A 20,346-nucleotide genomic window follows, 5' to 3' on the forward strand; every position below is an offset into this window, starting at 1 on the left:
ATGAAAAAACAACTACTCTCACTACTGGTTTTACTAAGCGCTCCTACTGTTACAGCGCAAGAAATTAACGTTCAAGCATTACAAGCATGTAGCTTTATTGAAAACGATTTTAACCGTTTACTTTGTTATGACAACACAGTTGCAGGCAAGCCACTGACAAAGCCAACTGAGAAAAAAACACTTACACCGCCAAAAGCGGTGACTAATGTTACGCCTAACGTAAGTGCCCCAGTTGCAGCTGTAACCGCTACGGCTCCAGCAGCTAAAGGCGATGACTTTGGCTTAGAGCATAAAGAAATTACCAAAGATAAAGACGAAAACATTACAGCCCTAGTATCGTCAGTTAAAAAAGCGCCGTATGGCGAGCTTATTATTAGCCTTGATAACGACCAGCAATGGCGCCAAATTGGCTCAGATAGCTTAAAATTAAAAGAGTCTGATACTGTTGTTATTAGTCGTGGTGTATTTAACTCTTTTTTACTGCGTAAAGAAGGGCAAAACCGCTCGATTCGTGTGAAGCGCACTCAGTAATGACTGATTTGATTGATGCCGGCGTTAACTTAACCAATCACCAATTTGAAGGTGAGCATCAAGCTGTAATTGCCCGCGCAAATGCCGCGGGCGTTAAAGCTATGTTACTTATTGGTTGTGATATTCCCAGCAGCCAACAATCCTTAGAATTAGCAACTCGCTTTGATCAGTATTCAACTGCTGGCGTGCACCCGCATGATGCGAAAGACGCAACCGAGCAACTTGAATCAACCTTAACGGAGCTTGCGCAAAACAGTGCCGTGGTTGCCATTGGTGAATGCGGTCTTGATTATAACCGTGACTTTTCGCCACGTGATATTCAGCGCAGCGTATTAAGGCGCCAACTTGCACTCGCTGAAAAATTAAATTTACCAGTCTATTTGCACGAACGCGATGCAAGTGACGACATGCTAAGTATTTTAAAAGAGTTTAAAGTACGTGGTGTTTTGCACTGCTTTACAGGCAATAAGCAAGCACTTAAAAATTACCTAAACTTAGGCCTTTATATTGGTATTACGGGCTGGGTATGTGACGAACGCCGTGGTAAAGAGCTTCAAGCATTAGTGCCAAGCATACCGCTTGAGCGCCTATTAATTGAAACAGACGCACCATTTTTAATTCCTCGTACTATTACACCTAAACCTAAATCACGTAAAAACGAACCCGCTAACCTTAGTTATGTATGTGCCACTTTAGCCAAGCTTTATAACGTAGATGAAAACTTGGTTGCTAAACACAGCACCGAAAACTTTTACAGTTTATTTGATATAGCAGGTCGTTAATGGCAAGCCCAAAGGCGCTACTTAGCCTATTTATGCTCCTTTGTTCATTTTGCTCTGTTGCAAGCCCCGTTATAACGCAAAACTTTAAATCAGTAAAAATAGATACGCTGCACTATTCTTTTTCCCCTACATCTGCAAAAAATGCTTATCAGAGCAACATTAACGATTGGCAAAAAATAGCCGATAAACCATTAAACCTAGGATTTGAACAACGCCCAGTTTGGTTATTGTTTAGGGTTAAAAACACCTTAAAAAATAGCGTTACCCCTTTATTATCACTCGATAACCCGCTTTTAAATGAAGCGCAGGTTTTTCATTTTTATAATTCGCGGTTGTTATCGCATACGCAAACAGGCGATAAGTTTAAGCTCTCTGAACGGACTATAAAAAGTGAGTCACTATTAGCAAAGCTAACCTTACCTCCCAATAGTATAAGCACTGTTATAATTAGAGTTAATAATACTGCTGGGTTGCGAATACCACTTACTTTGTGGGAGCAAAATGCTTACTTGGCGCATAAAAGTAAGCTTAATTTAATTTATGGTTTGTTAATTGGTTTTTTATTTTCGTTAGCTATGAGCTGTATCGTGCTATGTGGTTTTTCACGAAAACTATACTTTGCCTACGCAGGTTTAATCACGCTAATTTTAGGTTTATTACTCGCTTATTTATGTGGCTTTGGCGGGCGTTATTTTCACCCAAGCACGCCATCAATACAGCAAGTGATGATCCCCGCTTTACTTATGCTCACTACACTTTTGTTTTTGCCATTGCAAAAACAACTTTGCCAACCTAAAGTCTCAAAGCTATTTAAATGGCAAAGTTTTATAACTAATACTTATGCCATTACGCTGCTATTTATATGGGCGCTTCCTAGTACATTAATAACGCTTATATGCTTAGTATTCACCCCTATCGTGATCTTGTATTTTGTTGTTAGTACTTACATATGTATGCGAAGTACACCCTCTAAACCAATACAGGCTCTGTTAATTGCCTTGGTTTTATTTTTATGTGTTATTGCATACTTTAATGTTGCTGTATTTGGCTTATACCCGCTAAGTAGATATAGCCTAGCGTTTGTATTTATATGCTTTTTTGGTAGCACATTTTGTTTATGCTACGGCGCGATGAAGCGCTTTATTTTAGAGCGTGATGAACAGGTCATTACCCAGCAAACCTTGATTGCTGAAAATGCGGCCCAAGATACGTTGTTAAAAGAGCGCCTAGCACTACAAGAGCAAACGCAAAAAGATTTAGAGTCGTTAGTTGATGAACGCACTTTTGAGTTACAAGTAACACTGCGTGAGCTTGAAGATAAAAATCGTGAGCTTGAACAACTTAATATGGAAGACTCGTTAACCGGCGTTAAAAACCGTCGCTTTTTTGATAAAAAGTTAATTATGGAGCTTCGCCGCTCTCGTCGTGAGCAAACGCCACTGAGTGTTATTATGCTCGACATAGACTGCTTTAAAAGTGTCAACGATAACTACGGACACTTAACTGGTGACCAAGTAATACGCGCTGTAGCCGATATTATAAAACAGCACTTAAAACGTCCGCTTGATGAAGTAGCTCGCTACGGCGGCGAAGAATTTGTCGTTTTACTACCAAATACCCCACTAGAAGGGGCATTTGAGATTGCACAAAAAATACGCCAAGCCATAGAAAATAACACTGTAACGGTGGCAGGCACGGCAGTTAAAGTTACCATTAGCGCCGGTGTAAACAGCGCGATAATAGATGATATTAGTAACCCTGAGCTATTTACCGACGACGCAGATAAAGCACTGTATTACGCTAAACAAAATGGGCGTAATCAAGTAATTAGTTTCCCAATCCCACAGTAGGAGCATATTTTATGGCCCAATCAGGACTCGACCTTTTTCCTTATACTCGTATGCGCAGAATGCGCCGCAGTGATTTTTCTCGCCGCTTAATGGCCGAAAACCAACTTACGGTAAACGACCTGATTTTTCCGGTATTTGTGCTAGAAGGTAAAAACCGCCGTGAAGCAATTGAATCAATGCCTGGCATTGAGCGTTTATCTATCGACTTACTTTTAGATGAAGCAAAAGAGCTTGTTGAGTTAGGTGTGCCTGCAGTCGCTATATTCCCTGTTACACCTAGCGATAAAAAATCTTTACATGCCGAAGAAGCATACAGCGAAGACGGGTTAGCACAGCGCACCGTTCGCGCCTTAAAAGAAGCCTTTCCTGAGCTAGGTGTTATTACCGACGTAGCACTAGACCCGTTTACCACTCACGGACAAGATGGAATTATTGATGACGAAGGTTACGTAATTAACGACGTAACAACCGAAATTCTTGTAAAGCAGGCGCTGTCACATGCGCAAGCCGGTGCAGATGTTGTTGCCCCTTCAGATATGATGGATGGCCGTATTGGTGCTATTCGAGAAGCCCTTGAAGCCGATGGCCACATTCATACTCGCATAATGGCTTACTCTGCAAAGTATGCCTCTAGCTATTACGGACCATTTAGAGATGCCGTCGGCTCAGCAGGCAACTTAAAAGGCGCAGATAAAAAAACCTATCAAATGGACCCTGCTAACTCAGACGAAGCTATTCGTGAAGTTGCCCTAGATTTACAAGAAGGTGCCGACATGGTGATGGTAAAACCAGGTATGCCGTACCTTGATATTGTTCGCCGTGTAAAAGATGAATTTGGTGTACCTACTTTTGCGTATCAGGTAAGTGGTGAATATGCAATGCACAAAGCAGCCATTGATAATGGCTGGCTTAGTGAAGAGGCCACTATTATGGAATCTTTATTGGCATTCAAACGCGCTGGCGCAGACGGAATTTTAACGTATTTTGCCAAGCAGGCCGCGCAATGGCTACAAAATAAGTAAGCTTGTTATCAAAGGCGGTACGCCGCCTTAATTTTTTTACATTCATTAACATAATTGTATTCTTTTTGTCATTTAGATTGCCTAAACTGGTGTCCCATTTTGGGATTTAAATACACGGGAATAATAAAAAATGTTAAAAACTAAAATAACGCCACTGGCGCTTGTACTAGCAAGTCTCAGTGCACCAGCCTCCGCCGATCTAATCATTTCTGAATACATTGAAGGAAGCAGCAACAATAAAGCAATTGAGCTTTATAATAACGCAGACACTGAACTTTCTCTTGAGGGTTATACACTTAGCTTGTATTCAAATGGTAAAAGTGAAGTTGGCAGCTTTTTCGACTTTACTGGAACGCTTGCAGCAAAATCCACTATTGTAATTGTAAATCCAAGCTCATCAGATGATTTAAAAGCCAAAGCTGATTTTGAAAACAGTGTTACTGGATTCAATGGTGACGATACGCTAATACTGACTAAAAATAACAACATTGTGGATAGTTTTGGTCAATTCGAAGTACAAGAAACGTGGGAAGGCGGTGATGTTTCAGCAAAAAATCAAACTCTTCGCCGCAAAGACTCTATAACCAGTGGCCGTACAGATGCAGCAGCAGCTTTTGACCCGAGCGTAGAGTGGGTTAACTTTGATATAGACACCTTTGACGGCTTAGGCTCTCACGCTGGCGACGGTGGTACGGCTCCTGCGCCAGATCCTGAACCAGAACCGCTAGAACCGCTTGTATGTGGCGCAGATAAAACGCTTATTAGCGCTGTACAAGGCGCAGGCGATGCAAGCCCATTAGTGGATACTGTTGTTGAAATTGAAGGCATTGTAACCGCTGATTTTCAAGGTGAAGATGGCTTAGATGGTTTCTTTGTTACCTCATTAGCAGCAGATGTAGATAGCGACCCGATGACCTCTGAGGGTCTATTTGTATACTTTACCGATACCAATGTAAATGTAGGTGACCACGTACGCGTACAAGGTACAGTTGATGAATACTACGACTCAACACAATTAGCAGGTGTAACACAAATTGCAGTATGTGGTACTGACGAAGTCGCCTCTGCAACTACAATAAGCTTACCTTTAGACAGCCAAGCTGACCTAGAAGCATACGAAGGTATGCTCGTAAGCCTAGATCAAACATTGGTTGTTACTAACAATTACGGTTTAGGTCGTTATGGCGAAGTAGAACTTGCCACTGAGCGTTTGTATCAAGGTACTCAAGTTGCGTTGCCAGGTGATGCAGCAAATGCTGTTGAAGCGGCTAACTTAACTAAAAAAATCTTACTTGATGATGGCTCTACAGCGCAAAACTCAGATCCAACGGCTTACCCAGCTGCAGGTTTATCTGCAGAAAACACACTACGTACTGGTGATACTGTAAATGCAGTAACCGGCGTAGTTGCATACAGCTTTAGCACGTATCGCATTCACCCAACGGTTACACCACAGTTTATAGCAACCAATGCACGTGAAGATGCGCCAGAGCAAAGTGAAGAAGCCGATTTACGAATCGCTAGCTTTAACGTACTTAACTACTTTAATGGTGATGGCCAAGGCGGAGGTTTCCCAACTAGCCGCGGTGCTGACTCAGAAGAAGAGCTTGTTCGCCAAGAAGCTAAGCTTGTTAGCGCTATTAGCGCCATGCAGGCAGATGTTGTTGGCCTAATGGAAATTGAAAACGATGGTTTTGGTGAATTTAGCGCTATTGCAAGTTTAGTAAATGCACTAAACGATGCAGATACTGCTAACAATTACGCTTATGTTGACTTTAATGTAAGCCAAATTGGTACCGATGCAATTACTACTGCCCTTATTTACCGCGCAGATAAAGTAGAAGAGGTAGGCACAGCGGCAATCACTACTGATTACCCATTTGATTACAGCAACCGCGCCCCAATTGCGCAAAGCTTTAAATCACTTTCAACAGATGAAGTATTTACTGTGTCTGTGGCGCACCTTAAATCTAAAGGTAGCTGTGGCGATGACAATAACGACGACCTAGGTGATGGCCAAGGCTGTTGGAATGAAATTCGTACTGAGGCTGCGGATGCATTTACTAACTGGTTAGACAGTAAGCCTACAGGTGTAGATGACGCAGATATCATTCTCGTTGGCGATATGAACGCTTACGCAATGGAAGATCCAATCCGCAAGTTTGACGAAAAAGGCTATAAAAACGTAGTAGCTGAAATCGATGGCGATACACTTAGCTACTCTTACAGCTTCTCTGGCCGTGCAGGTAGCCTTGACCACGCTTTAGCAACCGAGTCGTTACTGAGTAAAGTTGTTGCAGCAAATGATTGGCATATAAACGCCGATGAGCCAATTGTGCTTGATTACAACCTTGAGTATAAGAGCGAAGGTCATCAATCAACGCTTTACTCAGAAAGCGCATACCGCGCGTCAGATCACGACCCTGTTATTGTTGATATTAAATCTGAAGTGGTATTAAGCCATGAAGAACAAACACCTGTTATTGCACCTGATCAAATTTTTACAGTTGATGAAAACAGCGCGATCGGCACTGTAATTGGCACTTTAGATTTTAGTGACCCGAATGCTGATGAATCACCTGTAGTTAAATTTATTGTATCGGGTAACGACTCTGTATCAATTAATGAGCAAGGCCAGCTAATTGTTGCAAGCGATGTGGACTACGAATTTGAAAACCGTATTACACTCACTGTACAAGCAGAGGATAGTGTAGGTAACGTATCTGAAGCACAAACGGTTGTTGTTAGAGTTAACAACTTACGTGGTGACGACGATAACGATTCGGGTTCTCTACTTTGGTTGTCTTTATTACTAGCGCCATTATCTGTAATGCGCCGATTTAAGAAAAAGTAAGCAAACTTCCCATTTTAAAGCCGCTTTATGCGGCTTTTTTTATATTTGTACAAATGTAATTCAGACAAGCTTCAGTAAACAACCCTTAATATCTCCCATACCATTTATTAACTATTCAAAAAATAAATCGCGCAACAACTACATAAAATGAGTACTTTTTACACACAAATTGCTGATAAAAACCTTTTTACTAGTTTTAGCCATTGAAATGTAAACAGTTTATTTACGGATTAAAAGTTGCACAACAAACTTACCACGTTGTGGTGATAGTTAATTTAACAACCCTCTTAAGCGTAAAAATAAGTCGTGTTTTTATAAAGGAATGAAAATGAAACAATTAACCCAAATACCACCAACTTGGCAAAAGAAAGCATCGCCATTATTGGGTCTGCTTATTATTTTTTCTGGTTGGGGCTATAGCACGCAGACACTAGCTGCTAGCGTTGATGCCGCTATTCCACAAGAAAGCTTATTTGAAGTGATTAGTGCCCGCGCAAAAAAACTAGCCGAACAAGAATATGTAGCCCCAAAAAATATAGAGCTAGATGCACTGAATAATATTGATTATCAAGATTACCGCTCAATTCGATTTAAAAAAGACAAATCGGTTTGGAAAGACGAAGGCTTATATGAGCTGCAATTATTTCATCCAGGCTTTTTATATAAAACCCCTGTAACGATCAATACTGTAGAAGGTGACTCTAAGCGAAACCGCTTACCTTTTAGCACAGACTTTTATCAATACGATGATACAGCAGCCCCTTTAAAAGACGAAATAGCTAAAGGCGTTGAAGGCACACAATTAGGCCATGCAGGCTTTCGTGTTCATTACCCACTAAATACCAATGAATACAAAGATGAAGTAATGGTGTTTCAGGGCGCATCTTATTTTAGAGTGGTTGGCCCTAACCAAGTTTATGGTTTATCAGCACGTGGTTTAGCTATTGATACCGCCGAAACATCGGGTGAAGAGTTTCCAACTTTTAAAGAGTTTTGGCTTGTAAAACCTAAGGCTGAGCAAACTAACATCACTATTTTTGCTTTACTCGATAGCCCATCGGTTTCGGGGGCATACAAGTTTAATATAGACCCAACAACAAATATGTTAGTTGATGTAGATATGCAAATTTTTGCGCGTAAAGATATTATAAAACTTGGCGTAGCCCCATTAACAAGCATGTTTTACCATGGTGAAAACAGTACTAAGTTTTTTGATGACTACCGCCCTGAAGTGCATGACTCAGATGGCCTATTAACTCAATCTGCCGATGATAAATGGGTATGGCGCCCACTAAATAACCCTACCCAATTGAGCGTAACGTCATTTTCGTACAACAACCCAAAAGGGTTTGGTTTAGCGCAGCGTGACCGCGACTTTAATAACTACCTAGATACCGAAGCACATTACCATAACCGCCCTAGCCTTTGGATTGAGCCGCAAGGTGAGTGGGGAAATGGTCGAGTTGAGCTAGTAGAAATACCAACAGATACTGAAACTAACGACAATATTGTGAGTTACTGGGTACCAGAAAAACCGATGAAAACCGGTGATTCATTAAAACTAAGCTACAAAATGAGCACCTTTAATGCACACCTAACCCAACATGAAAAAGCCCGTGTAACACGCACCCGTATCGGCAGTGCAGCATTACCAGGTGAAGATAACCCGCCACCGCAAAGTCATCGCCAATTTACGGTTGATTTTGCAGGCCCCGATTTAAACAACCTGTCTGAAAAGCTAACGCTTAACCCCGATATACAGCTTACAGCAGGTGAAGTAAGAGATGTAACAGTGCAAAAACTTCCTAATTCTCTTGGTTGGCGAGTAGCGTTTAAAATTGCACCACAGGACGATCAACCCGTTGATATGCGTTTATCGTTAAAACTTCGTGATAAAGAAATTAGTGAGGTATGGAGCTATGTTTGGTACCCAAATGACATCAAGTAACAAAGGCACTGGCACGCCAATGCCATTCAAAACACTGCGTGTATGGTTATTTGCTATTGCAGCATTAACGACCTCAGGGTACGGCATCTCTATTATGTTTGAAATTTTAAGTTCAAACGGAATGACCTTGCTTGAATATGCACTATTAATTTTATTCTCTATTACTTTTGCGTGGATAGTAACGGCATTTTGTAGTGGAACAATCGGCTTTGTGCTGCAATTGCTGCGTATTGACCCACTCACCTTAAGACGTATTAAGCCAATTAAGTTTGACAATGCGGCGCTTGCACAGCAAAAAACAGCTGTGGTTATGCCTATCTACAATGAAGACACCCACCGTGTTATTGCAGGCTTTGAAGTAAGCCTACAATCATTAAAAGAAACAGGGCAACTTGCCAACTTTGACTTTTACTTACTAAGCGATACACAAGACCCTGAAATAGCACAAAACGAGCTAAGCGCGTGGCATGCATTATGCGAGCGTTTAGGCGATACAGCTAAACAGGTTTTTTATCGTCGCCGTGAAGACAACAAACACCGTAAAGTGGGTAATTTAACTGACTTTTGTGAACGTTGGGGTAGCCAATACGATCATATGATTGTACTTGATGCCGATAGCGTAATGACGGGCAAATGTATGCTTGAGCTTACCACAAGCATGATAAACAACCCGCAAGCAGGTTTAATTCAAACTATCCCTATTCCGGTTCGCCAAGATACCTACTTTGGTCGTTTTTTACAGTTTGCTTCAGTGCTTTACAGTCCAATGCTAGCAACGGGTTCTGCTTTTTGGCAAACCGATAAAGCGAACTACTGGGGCCACAATGCCATTATTCGTGTAGAAGCATTCATTAATTATTGTGGTTTACCAACACTTGAAGGTAACGCCCCGTTTGGTGGTGAAATTTTAAGTCATGACTTTGTTGAAGCATCATTGCTACATAGCGCAGGGTGGGACGTACTCCTGCTTAGCGATATTGAAGGTAGCTACGAAGAAGTGCCGAGTAATATTTTAGATTATGCCATTCGCGACAGACGCTGGGTTCAAGGTAACATTCAGCATTTAGGGTTATTAGGTTCTTCTAAGTTAAAATTAATGAGCAAGTTTCACTTTTTATTAGGTGCAACCGCTTATATTTCATCGCTTATTTGGTTATCTATGCTTGCACTAAGCACTATAGATGCCGTTACACGCGCTCTTAATAGCGATGTGTACTTTAACCGTGTTTATCAGTTATTCCCTACATGGCAAATAGCTAAAACAGACTTAATAGACTCGCTGCTTTATTTAACTATTGTCATATTACTTATGCCTAAATTAATGGGCGTAATTGTAACACTGGTACACAGAAATAAGCGTTTTGGTGGCTCATTTAAGCTCATACTAGGGTCAATAATTGAAACCGTATTTGCCATTATTGTTGCGCCACTAATGATGGTGTTTCATGCCTACTTTGTAGTGTGCGTATTTTTAGGTAAAAAGGTTAAATGGGATGCACAACCACGAGAAGGCCGAATGGTACCTTGGAAAGAAGCATTTGGTTATACGCTATTTTCAACTCTAGTCGCTATAGTGTGGGGCGCAACAGCCTATTACTTTACGCCAGTATTCTTTTGGTGGTTATCGCCAATATTGCTTGGCCTATTACTAGGCGCACCGATTATTCGATACACCAGCAGCATTAAGCTAGGGGTACAGCTACGTAAAATGGGTATATTTATTTGCCCTAGTGAAGTAGATAATGACCCAATGCTAAATAACCTCAAAGAGCACCTAAAAGAGATTTCGGTACCTGAGGCAGGGCAATACCCTAAAACTATACCAACGCTGCCACAAGAGCATTTAGTGGTTATGCCAATACAAAGCTTTAATAAATCAAAGCCTCATTTGCCAAAGATGAAAGCGCTAAGAGCTAAAGCCATTAAGAAGTTTAATTAGCGCGGTTATAGTACTAACACTAAAAAGGAGCACATAATGCTCCTTTTTTTATACCTATAACATTATCTATATACGTAATTTTTAATCATTTTAAGAAGCCGAACTTGCATTAGCTGCGTTATAAATATCGCGTTTATACCAATTTGCTTAATTAAATGAGTTATACCTATCCGCATAATTAAGTGATCTATTTTGAGGATGGAAAAGCGTGTTGATAGCAAGGCAAAAAACTCGCTATTTAGTTGTTCTAAATGAGAATTTTTTAACGCAGAGTGCGACACGTCTAGCCCCTAAAAATGATTAAGTATTATTGCGCATTGGTATTACCAACCTACTAGATTATAAAAAGTATAAGCCACTTACCTTCTAGCTATATAAACATAAATAACAGGCAATAAAAAACCCGCAACATGTGCGGGTTTTTTTAAAGAGTAAAAGTGCTAATTACTTAGCCGCTTTTTTCTCTTTTTCTGCAGCGATTACAGTGTCAGCTACGTTTTGTGGACATGCTGCGTAGTGTGAGAACTCCATAGAGAACTGACCACGGCCTGATGTCATTGTACGTAGTGAACCGATGTAACCGAACATTTCTGATAACGGAACGTCAGCTTTAATACGAACGCCAGTTAAACCAGCTTCTTGGTCGCTTAGCATACCACGACGACGGTTAAGGTCACCGATTACGTCACCAACGTGATCTTCTGGAGTGAACACGTCAACTTTCATGATTGGCTCAAGAAGCTGTGCGCCCGCTTTAGGGATCGATTGACGGAAAGCGCCTTTAGCTGCGATTTCGAATGCGATTGCAGATGAATCCACGGCGTGGAAGCCACCGTCGAAAAGCTCAACTTCAACGTCAAGTACTGGGAAGCCAGCTAGAACACCTTCACCCATCATTGACTTAAAGCCTTTCTCAACTGCAGGCCAGAATTCTTTAGGTACGTTACCACCAACAACTGATGAAGAGAACGTGAAGCCTGAAGCAACTTCGCCTGGCTTGATACGGTAGTCGATTTTACCGAACTGACCAGAACCACCAGATTGTTTCTTATGCGTGTAGCTATCTTCGATTTCACGAGTGATAGTTTCACGGTAAGCAACCTGTGGTTGACCAACGATAAGGTCTACGCCGTAAGTACGCTTAAGGATATCTACTTTGATATCTAAGTGAAGCTCACCCATACCTTTAAGGATAGTTTCGCCTGAATCTTCATCAGTCTCAACTTGGAAAGACGGATCTTCTGCAACCATTTTACCGATAGCAACACCCATTTTCTCATTACCGCCTTTATCTTTAGGCTGTACAGCAATCGAGATTACTGGAGTTGGAAATACCATTGGCTCAAGAGTTACTGGGTCTTTCGGATCACATAGAGTGTGACCAGTTTGTACGTTTTTCATGCCTACGATTGCAATGATGTCACCAGCTTGTGCTGAAGTTAACTCTTTACGCTCATCTGCTTGCATCTCAACCATACGGCCAACACGCTCTGTTTTACCAGTAAACGAGTTAAGGATAGTGTCACCCTTGTTAAGTTTACCAGAGTAAATACGTACGAATGTTAATGCACCAAAACGGTCATCCATGATCTTAAATGCTAACGCTTTAAACGTTTCATCAGCAGATACGATTGCATGCTCGCCGTTTTCAACACCTTCTTCATCCATAAGAGGTTGAGGATCAACTTCTGTAGGAGATGGTAAGTAATCAACAACAGCGTCTAGTACTAGTTGAACACCTTTGTTTTTGAATGCAGAACCACAGAATGTAGGGAAGAAAGCAAGGTCACGAGTACCTTTACGGATACAACGCTTGATATCTTCTAAAGAAGGTACTTCACCTTCCATGTACGCTTCCATTAGGTCATCGTCTTGCTCTACAGCAGTTTCGATAAGCATTTCATGGTATTCGTCTACTTTGTCAACCATGTCTGCAGGAACGTCTGTGATTTCGTAGTTTTCAGGAAGACCAGTGTCATCCCAAACGTATGCTTTTTTAGTAAGAACGTCTACAACACCAACGAAGTCATCTTCAATACCGATTGGTAAAGTCATAACTAGTGGTACAGCACCAAGTACTTTACGTACTTGCTCAGTTACACGGTAAAAATCAGCACCCATACGGTCTAATTTGTTTACGAAGATAATACGTGCAACTTCTGATTCGTTAGCGTAACGCCAGTTAGTTTCTGATTGTGGCTCAACACCACCAGAACCACAGAATACACCAACACCGCCGTCTAATACTTTAAGTGAACGGTAAACTTCAACTGTGAAGTCAACGTGTCCAGGAGTATCGATAACGTTGAAACGGTGATCTTTCCAGAAACAGCTTACTGCCGCAGACTGGATAGTAATACCGCGCTCAGCTTCTTGATCCATGAAGTCAGTAGTAGATTCACCATCATGAACCTCACCTGTTTTATGGATAGTACCTGTAAGCTTCAGGATACGCTCAGTAGTAGTGGTTTTACCCGCATCAACGTGCGCGAAAATACCAATGTTTCTGTACTTCGATAAATCTGCCATTATTTTACTCTTAATAAAGTCGATAAATTATTCGGCGGGAGTATAGCATTACTTAAAGCGAACATCACCATACAAGTCGCTTAAAATGCAATCAATTCAATAAAATTTTTTTAGATTTGAAAGATGTGGCATTTAAATAACACTGATTATTATATAAACCACTAAAACTATTATGTTTTATTCTTGTAATCTTGGTTTTAGAAAGTTACTTAATTATTTTGTAGCAACGCTCCGGTCGACCAATACTGCCGTAGCTTTGATCAGCACTTAGCTTTTCTGACTCTAGTAAAAACTCTAAATAGCGCCTAGCAGTTGAACGACTCACCCCAACTAAATCGCCCATTTGTTGAGCAGTAAAGGCACTGGCGTCATGTTGTACAAATGCATCATGAATTTTCTGTAAGGTAAGCTGATCAACCCCTTTTGGTAACCTAACTGTTGGTTTAGTTTGCTCTTTAGAGCCAAACAAAGAGTCCACCATAGACTGGGTTACTTCGTTTGCATCAGAAAAACATTGCTGGCGCGTTTCAAAACGCGCTAACGCTTGATCTAAGCGGTTTAACATTAACGGTTTAACTAAAAAGTCGCAGGCACCTAGCTGCATTGCTTTTTCAAGCGTTTCGACTTCTTTAGCCGCCGTTAGCAGCATTACTTCACTTTTAATTTCACGGCGGCGTAAATCCGATAGTAAATCCAGTCCGTTACCATCAGGCAGGTGTATGTCGAGCAAAATAAGATCAGCCTCTATGGCTTGTAACAAGGCTGTTGCAGTACTTAAATTACCTGCAATACCAACCACCTGATACTGTGCTTGGCGCAAGCTCTGCTTTGCAATTTGACTTCCCGCAGCACCGCCTGGCAGCAATAAATACTGCGCAATAAGCTGCGCTACTTCAACTTCGTCTTCAATTATAATTACAGAATAGGTCATGCTTATTTACTCTTATTATTTTGGAATATAAACACTTAAGCGCGCCCCTAGTAAGTCAGACTCACCTATTTCTAAACTACCACGGCACGAGTCTAAATTGGTTTTAACCAAATACAAACCAATACCATGTTGCGCCCCAGATTTAGAGCTAAATTGTGGCGTAAAAATAACCTCATGGTCTGAGCCTAAACCAAACCCAGTATCTTCTACATCAAATAATAAAGTCTGACTGGTTTCATCCACGGTCACTCTTACCACCGGGGCGCGAGTATCTGAAGCTCTAATAGCCGCTTCAATGGCGTTATCTATTAAGTTGCCTAAAATGGAGACTACCCTTTCGAGCATATCTTTGCGCGCTATAACACCTAGCAGGCTATCTGGGTTTAGCGCTAATGTAACATTAAGCTCTCGCGCTTTATGGTATTTACCTACTAGCAAACCGGCTAGTACAGGGTCTTGAATTCGTTCAAGTAAGTTATGAATTTGCGCTTGAGAGCCTTGGCTCTCTTGCCCTATAAGTTCAATTGCTTGCTCATTTTTACCCATTTGCACCAAAGCCCCAATCAGGTTTAGTTTATTTGAGTAATCATGGGTTTGCACACGTAGTAGCTCAGCAAATGCTTGTACTTTTGTTAGCTGCTGGCTTAAATATTCTAGCTCATCCGATGGGCGCATACTGAGTAAAATGCCATCGGCCTGCCCTTGAACTTGTAAAGAAAAGCGCGACAAAATAATCCGTTTATCTGCTGCAAATAGCTCAAACCCAACAATTTTACGGCTTTGATTTCGTAGTAAAAATTCAGCATGTTCTGGCAGTAGGTCTTCAAGGGTGAGGTTTTTATTAATGGTAGATGTTGGTTTATCCAAAATTTCGCAGGCACGTTGGTTTAACTTTCGGACTTTGCCATCGGGCTCAAGTGCAATAATACCGCTGCGAACCGTATTTAAAATAGCATCCTGCTCTGAAAATAACCGTCCTATTTCATCAGGTTGTAAGCCAAATATTGCATTGCGTACTCGCTGCCCAATATAAACAGCCGCTACAATACTCAAGCCAACAAGCAGCAGTCCCCAAATAAGTATTTCAGCACTACGCGATAAAATAAGCGGATTAATTGATTGCACCAAAAAGCCAACAGACACTAAGCCTATAATTTCATTATTAGCATTATATACGGGTACTTTTCCACGAATAGACTCCCCCATACTGCCATGCGCAACCGATATATAGCGCTCGCCATTAAGGGCGTTTTTGCTATCTCCCCCAACCATAGGTTTGCCAATTTTGTGCTCATCTGGGTGTATAATGCGCAGCGCATTAATATCGCCAACTACAATAAAGTCAGCACCAGTGAGCTCTGTGAGGGTCTCTATTTGCGAGTTAAACGCTGATAAGTCGCCTTTCTCCTCTAACGCATTTATTACATCTGTACGTGTTGCAACACTATTAGCTACAGCCAATGCTTTATCACCTATGTGGTTATGTAAACTTTGCGCTGTAAGTTGATACACCAACGCCCCAAACAATATTGCTTGTAAAACACATAGCCCTGTTACCCAAATAATTAAACGTGTTTCTAATCGTTTAGGCTTTTTGACCATGCTTTGCAAAGGATTTAGCTTGTTGGTGTTGATCATTTATCTCTCTATTGAGCTTGCTCTTGCTGTAACTTAGACGCTGTTTTATCTGCACGGCGCTGCTTTAAGTAATCCTTTAAAGGAAACAACAGCACTAAAATAGACAGTATAAAAATACTTAACGTGAGTGGTCTGTCCCATAAAAAGCTTAAAGAGCCATCTGAAATCATCATTGAGCGACGAAAGTTACGCTCAATCATGTCTCCTAAAATAAAGCCCAGTAACAATGGTGCCATTGGAAAGGCCAATAGGCGCAATACTAACGCAACCAAAGCTACGCCAACCATCATAAATAAGTCGAATGTGTTAAACGACACCAAGTACACACCAATTAAACTAAAGAACAAAATCATAATGGTTAATACCGACTTTGGCATTGCCAATACTTTTGCGAAATAAGGAATGAGTGGCAGGTTTAAAATTAATAAAACAATATTGCCAAAATACATACTTACAATTACAGACCAAAACACACTAGGGTTTTCTTGCATAAGCATTGGACCTGGCTGAATGCCGTAAGCGATTAGTGCCCCAAGCATAATAGCCGTAGTGCCAGAGCCTGGAATACCTAAAGTTAGTAAAGGAACAAACGAGCCTGTGCACGCAGCATTATTTGCAGATTCAGGGGCGGCTAAACCACGTAAAGAGCCCTTACCAAACTTATCTTTTAGGCCTTTAGGTGCCAAATTTCGCTCAGTGGCATACGCCATAAAGCTAGCAATAGTGGCGCCGGCGCCAGGTAAAACACCAACAATAAACCCTAAGAATGACGAACGGCCAACAACCGGTGCCATATCTTTAACTTCGTCTTTTGTTAATTTAGTTGAGCCAATTTGTGGGGTGTCTGAATCATTCAGGCTTTTAGCATCTTTTTTCTCTGGCTTAACAACATTAATTAATGCCTCAGCAAGGGCAAACGTTGCCATTGCAATTAATAAAAAGCTAATCCCATCAAGTAAGTCGGCTTGGCCAAAGGTAAAGCGCTCAGTACCCGATGACGGGTCTATACCTACCGTTGCCAACATTAAACCAAATACGGTCATCATCATTGCTTTTAAAAACTGACCTTTATTTGAAAATGCAGCAATGGCTGTTAAACCTAAAAACATAAGTACAACATAATCAGGAGACTGAAAACTCAACGACACCTTTGCTAATAAAGGCGCGGCAACCATAAGTAATATGGCGCCTATTGTTCCGCCTATAAAGGAAGAATAAGCAGCAATAGCCAAAGCTTTACCTGCATGACCTTGCTTTGCCAGTGGATAGCCGTCAAAAGATGAAGCCACCGTACCCGCCACCCCCGGCGCATTAATTAAAATAGATGACGTAGAGCCGCCAAAAATTGCGCCATAATAAACACCGGCCATTAAAATCATACCCGAATCAGCGCCTATGCTATAAGTAATCGGGATCATCAAGGCTATTGCAGTTATAGGCCCAAGCCCAGGTAACATACCAATAAACGTACCCACCAAACAGCCAGCTATCACGTACATTAAATTATTAAAGTCGAGCACGGTCGACAAACCAAGCATAATTCCATCAAACATAACTTAACTCCACAAATCGCCCGGAACCAAGTAAATACCTAATACTTGAGTCATCAAAAACCAAAACACCACAGCAACAGGAATAGAGGCAAATAATAAAATTTTCTTGCGCCTTTCACCCATTACAAAAAAACCTGCTAATAAAAAAGCGCTTGTAGATATTAAAAAGCCTACAGGCTCTAACATCGCACTATAAATCACCATTAAAACTAATAAGCCTAAAGTGCGTACAACATGCGATTTTTCTAATGGCTGGTTTTCTGCTGCTTTTTCGTTTGGCTTAAGTAAAGTGGAGCCAATAGAAAGCAAGCACACCACAATACCAAAAGCAGCGTACACTTTTGGTAACGTAGCAGAAGTAACCGTTTCGTATTCTTCAAATGGCAATAGTGGAATTTGCCACGCCACCACGGCGTAAAGAGTAAATAGCGCCAAGAATAAACTTGGCCCTAGTAGTTCGCGATTCATCATAAAAACCTCGATTAATCCGCTTTACGAATAAAGCCAAGCTCTTGCATAACCACTTTAAGCTGCGCTTCTTGTTTTTCGAGTGACTTAATAAATTCATCTTTTTCCTGAAAAAGATTTAACCAGCCATTTCGCGCACGAACGGTTTCCCACTCAGAGGTTGATTGTAATTTACGAAGTTTTTCAGTGTATTGCGCTAATTTATCGGCAGGTAAGTTAGGGGCTGCAAAAAACCCACGCCAATTAACAAATTCCATATCGTAACCCATCGACTTTAACGTCGGTATTTGTGGGTAATCAGTTAAAGCCTCAGGCGATGTAACGGCCAACACACGAGCCTGTCCGCCATTGGCAACTTCTAATGCTTCGCTTAAACCAGTCGAAAGTAAGTTAACCTCACCAGAGAGTAGGCCTGCTTTTGCTTTGCCACCGCCATCATATGGAATATAACGAATTCTACGACCGTCAACGCCGCCTGCTTTAGCCGCTTGTGCAGCAACTAAATGATCCATGCTGCCACGAGCTGAGCCACCAGCTACTTTAATTGAACTTGGGTCTTCTTTAAGTGCCTTAATGACATCTTGCCACGTTTTATAAGGCGAATCGTTACGTACAACAAATGCACCAAAATCAGCAATCATACTTGCTACTGGCGTTAAGTCTCGGTAACTGTAAGGAATCTTTCCGGTTAAGGCTCGCAACACTATAGGCGTTGAATTAACCATTAAAATATCGCCTTTTTTAGTACCTGATTCTATTAAGTAGGCAATTGCTCGCCCACCGCCGCCACCTGACATATTTTGAAAAGACGCATTATTATCGATGCCTGCCTTTACTAAACCTTCACCTACACCGCGCGCTGTGGTATCCCAACCGCCTCCTGGGCCTGCTGGCACTAAAAAGTGAATATCGGCCATTGCCATGGGGCTGCTTAGTACTAATGATGCCGCTAGTAATGTTGTTTTAACTGACTTAAATAATTTCATAGTGTGTCTCCTTAAAATAAATACTGCATACGTGCACTAAAGCCCATACCAGAGTCTTCATCACTTACAAGCGCAGCGGTGCCTGGGCCCTCTACATCGCTGTAGATAAGGTTGCCCATAAATTTAATGTCGCTACTGACGTAATAACTTGTTCCTAGTGTGAAAGTGGTTACTTCACTGCCTTGGTTTTTACTCGTTGCATCCATTTGTGAAACACGCGCAACAAGCTCCCATGCATTTTTTATATTTTTAGGTTGTACAAATAGAGCTGAACCTGCTTTGTACTGTCGTTGCTCCCCCCCTAAAAAGTAACTTGCTGAGACATGAAAGCCGTCAAAACGCTCTGCATCTAAGTCATCGCTACTATTAAGTGCATCTAATGCGCGGCTTGCGTACTCGGCCTCTAATGTTAAAGAGTCCGCCTGAAAAGCAAATTCAAGCCCCGACTGCGATAAGCTATCCAGTGCAACTGTTGTCCCACCTGCAGCATAATTAACTAGGCGTACATTAGTTTCACGTACTTCACCACGGGCAAAACGCGCTCCTAGTTCATTGCCACCCATATCGCGGTATGAATGCCATGCACCTAAATGAATTACGTCTCCTGGCGCTGCACTCGACCACGTAGCACGCCCTGTAATAGCAAGTATTATGCGGTCGTTTTCATCATTACCCGTTGCACCAAAGGCATCATTTTTATAAACCCCAACGGCATAACGAAAGCCTGAGTCTTTAAAGTATTGATAAGCAGATACGCCCCAACGAAAAAAGGGCGAGAAAGTATTGGCAACAGCACTACGCTCAATAGTATTAATATGTTTTGAGCTAGTAAGTGCGTTTAGCGACATGTCTTCGCGGATTTTACCGGCTTTAATTTTAAGGCCGTTTTCAAATGCATAGCGTACACGTGCAAGTACAATTTCGGCATCACCTTCGCCAAATTCTAAAAGTAATTTGTGATCCCAGTTACCATGCTCACTCTCTACATAGGTACGAATACGGCGAGGAAAGAAATCGCTCCCGCCTGAGCCATCATTGCCTGCGTTATAGGCACCTTCAAAATAGTTGTAATCAAGCTGTACTCGCCCTCCAAACTCCAAATTAAAGCTACTTGATGTTTTTAAAGCGTTAACTTCTTTTTGCAATGCATCTAATTGCGCTTGTAGTTTTTGAGTATCGTTATCGGCTAAAGCAGATGTGCTAACTAATGCTGCTGTAATTGCCAAAGCGAGCTGTGTGTTACTTGCTTTCATTATTTTCTCCACGCTGTGTTTGTGTATTTATTGTCAGGTAGATATGCGACGACAAACTGCTA

14 protein-coding genes are annotated in these 20,346 nt (G+C 41.5%); 7 read left to right on the plus strand and 7 right to left on the minus strand.

All coding sequences use genetic code 11. From position 1 onward, the window contains the following. The 7 genes from PESP_RS16320 (at position 1) to mdoH (ending at position 10,926) form a co-directional block, all read left to right on the plus strand. Positions 1 to 531: a hypothetical protein gene (locus PESP_RS16320; RefSeq protein WP_089348960.1), complete on the plus strand. Its 531-nt coding sequence runs from the start codon at positions 1 to 3 to the stop codon at positions 529 to 531. Continuing rightward, the gene (locus PESP_RS16325; RefSeq protein WP_089348961.1) at positions 531 to 1,313 is read left to right on the plus strand and encodes a TatD family hydrolase; all 783 of its coding nucleotides are present in this window, start codon (positions 531 to 533) and stop codon (positions 1,311 to 1,313) included. Before PESP_RS16320 ends, PESP_RS16325 begins: the two co-directional genes overlap by 1 nt. Beyond that, positions 1,313 to 3,163, plus strand: a complete 1,851-nt coding sequence (locus tag PESP_RS16330; protein WP_089348962.1) for a diguanylate cyclase — start codon at positions 1,313 to 1,315, stop codon at positions 3,161 to 3,163. The genes PESP_RS16325 and PESP_RS16330 overlap by 1 nt, the downstream gene beginning before the upstream one ends. A gap of 11 nt (positions 3,164 to 3,174) precedes the next feature. After that, the gene (gene hemB, locus PESP_RS16335; protein WP_089348963.1) at positions 3,175 to 4,185 is read left to right on the plus strand and encodes a porphobilinogen synthase; all 1,011 of its coding nucleotides are present in this window, start codon (positions 3,175 to 3,177) and stop codon (positions 4,183 to 4,185) included. A 130-nt stretch (positions 4,186 to 4,315) separates the two neighbouring features. Then, positions 4,316 to 7,039 (plus strand): ExeM/NucH family extracellular endonuclease, encoded by a 2,724-nt coding sequence (locus PESP_RS16340; RefSeq protein WP_089348964.1) that lies wholly within the window; start codon positions 4,316 to 4,318, stop codon positions 7,037 to 7,039. 328 nt (positions 7,040 to 7,367) lie between these two features. Further along, positions 7,368 to 8,987, plus strand: coding sequence for a glucan biosynthesis protein G (locus tag PESP_RS16345; RefSeq protein ID WP_089348965.1), 1,620 nt, complete (start codon positions 7,368 to 7,370; stop codon positions 8,985 to 8,987). Further along, positions 8,959 to 10,926 (plus strand): glucans biosynthesis glucosyltransferase MdoH, encoded by a 1,968-nt coding sequence (gene mdoH, locus PESP_RS16350; RefSeq protein WP_089348966.1) that lies wholly within the window; start codon positions 8,959 to 8,961, stop codon positions 10,924 to 10,926. The genes PESP_RS16345 and mdoH overlap by 29 nt, the downstream gene beginning before the upstream one ends. Positions 10,927 to 11,370: 444 nt before the next feature. On the opposite strand, the gene fusA is transcribed toward mdoH, so the two are convergent. The 7 genes from fusA to PESP_RS16390 all read right to left on the minus strand — a co-directional run bounded on the left by fusA (position 11,371) and on the right by PESP_RS16390 (position 20,284). Continuing rightward, positions 11,371 to 13,455, minus strand: coding sequence for an elongation factor G (gene fusA / locus PESP_RS16360; protein WP_089348968.1), 2,085 nt, complete (start codon positions 13,453 to 13,455; stop codon positions 11,371 to 11,373). Positions 13,456 to 13,660: 205 nt separating this feature from the next. Beyond that, positions 13,661 to 14,386 (minus strand): response regulator, encoded by a 726-nt coding sequence (locus tag PESP_RS16365; RefSeq protein ID WP_089348969.1) that lies wholly within the window; start codon positions 14,384 to 14,386, stop codon positions 13,661 to 13,663. A gap of 15 nt (positions 14,387 to 14,401) precedes the next feature. Then, complete coding sequence (locus PESP_RS16370) at positions 14,402 to 16,024, minus strand: ATP-binding protein (RefSeq protein ID WP_089348970.1); 1,623 nt, start codon at positions 16,022 to 16,024, stop codon at positions 14,402 to 14,404. A gap of 8 nt (positions 16,025 to 16,032) precedes the next feature. Then, a complete protein-coding gene (locus PESP_RS16375; protein WP_089348971.1) occupies positions 16,033 to 17,577 on the minus strand; it encodes a tripartite tricarboxylate transporter permease in 1,545 nt (514 codons plus the stop codon). Positions 17,578 to 17,580: 3 nt separating this feature from the next. Then, positions 17,581 to 18,048: a tripartite tricarboxylate transporter TctB family protein gene (locus PESP_RS16380; protein WP_089348972.1), complete on the minus strand. Its 468-nt coding sequence runs from the start codon at positions 18,046 to 18,048 to the stop codon at positions 17,581 to 17,583. An 11-nt stretch (positions 18,049 to 18,059) separates the two neighbouring features. Further along, the gene (locus PESP_RS16385) at positions 18,060 to 19,031 is read right to left on the minus strand and encodes a Bug family tripartite tricarboxylate transporter substrate binding protein (protein ID WP_089348973.1); all 972 of its coding nucleotides are present in this window, start codon (positions 19,029 to 19,031) and stop codon (positions 18,060 to 18,062) included. A gap of 11 nt (positions 19,032 to 19,042) precedes the next feature. Further along, positions 19,043 to 20,284, minus strand: a complete 1,242-nt coding sequence (locus tag PESP_RS16390; protein ID WP_089348974.1) for an OprO/OprP family phosphate-selective porin — start codon at positions 20,282 to 20,284, stop codon at positions 19,043 to 19,045. Between the last annotated feature and the right edge of the window lie 62 nt (positions 20,285 to 20,346).

It is taken from the genome of Pseudoalteromonas espejiana DSM 9414, from assembly GCF_002221525.1.
Taxonomy (GTDB): Bacteria; Pseudomonadota; Gammaproteobacteria; order Enterobacterales; family Alteromonadaceae; genus Pseudoalteromonas; species Pseudoalteromonas espejiana.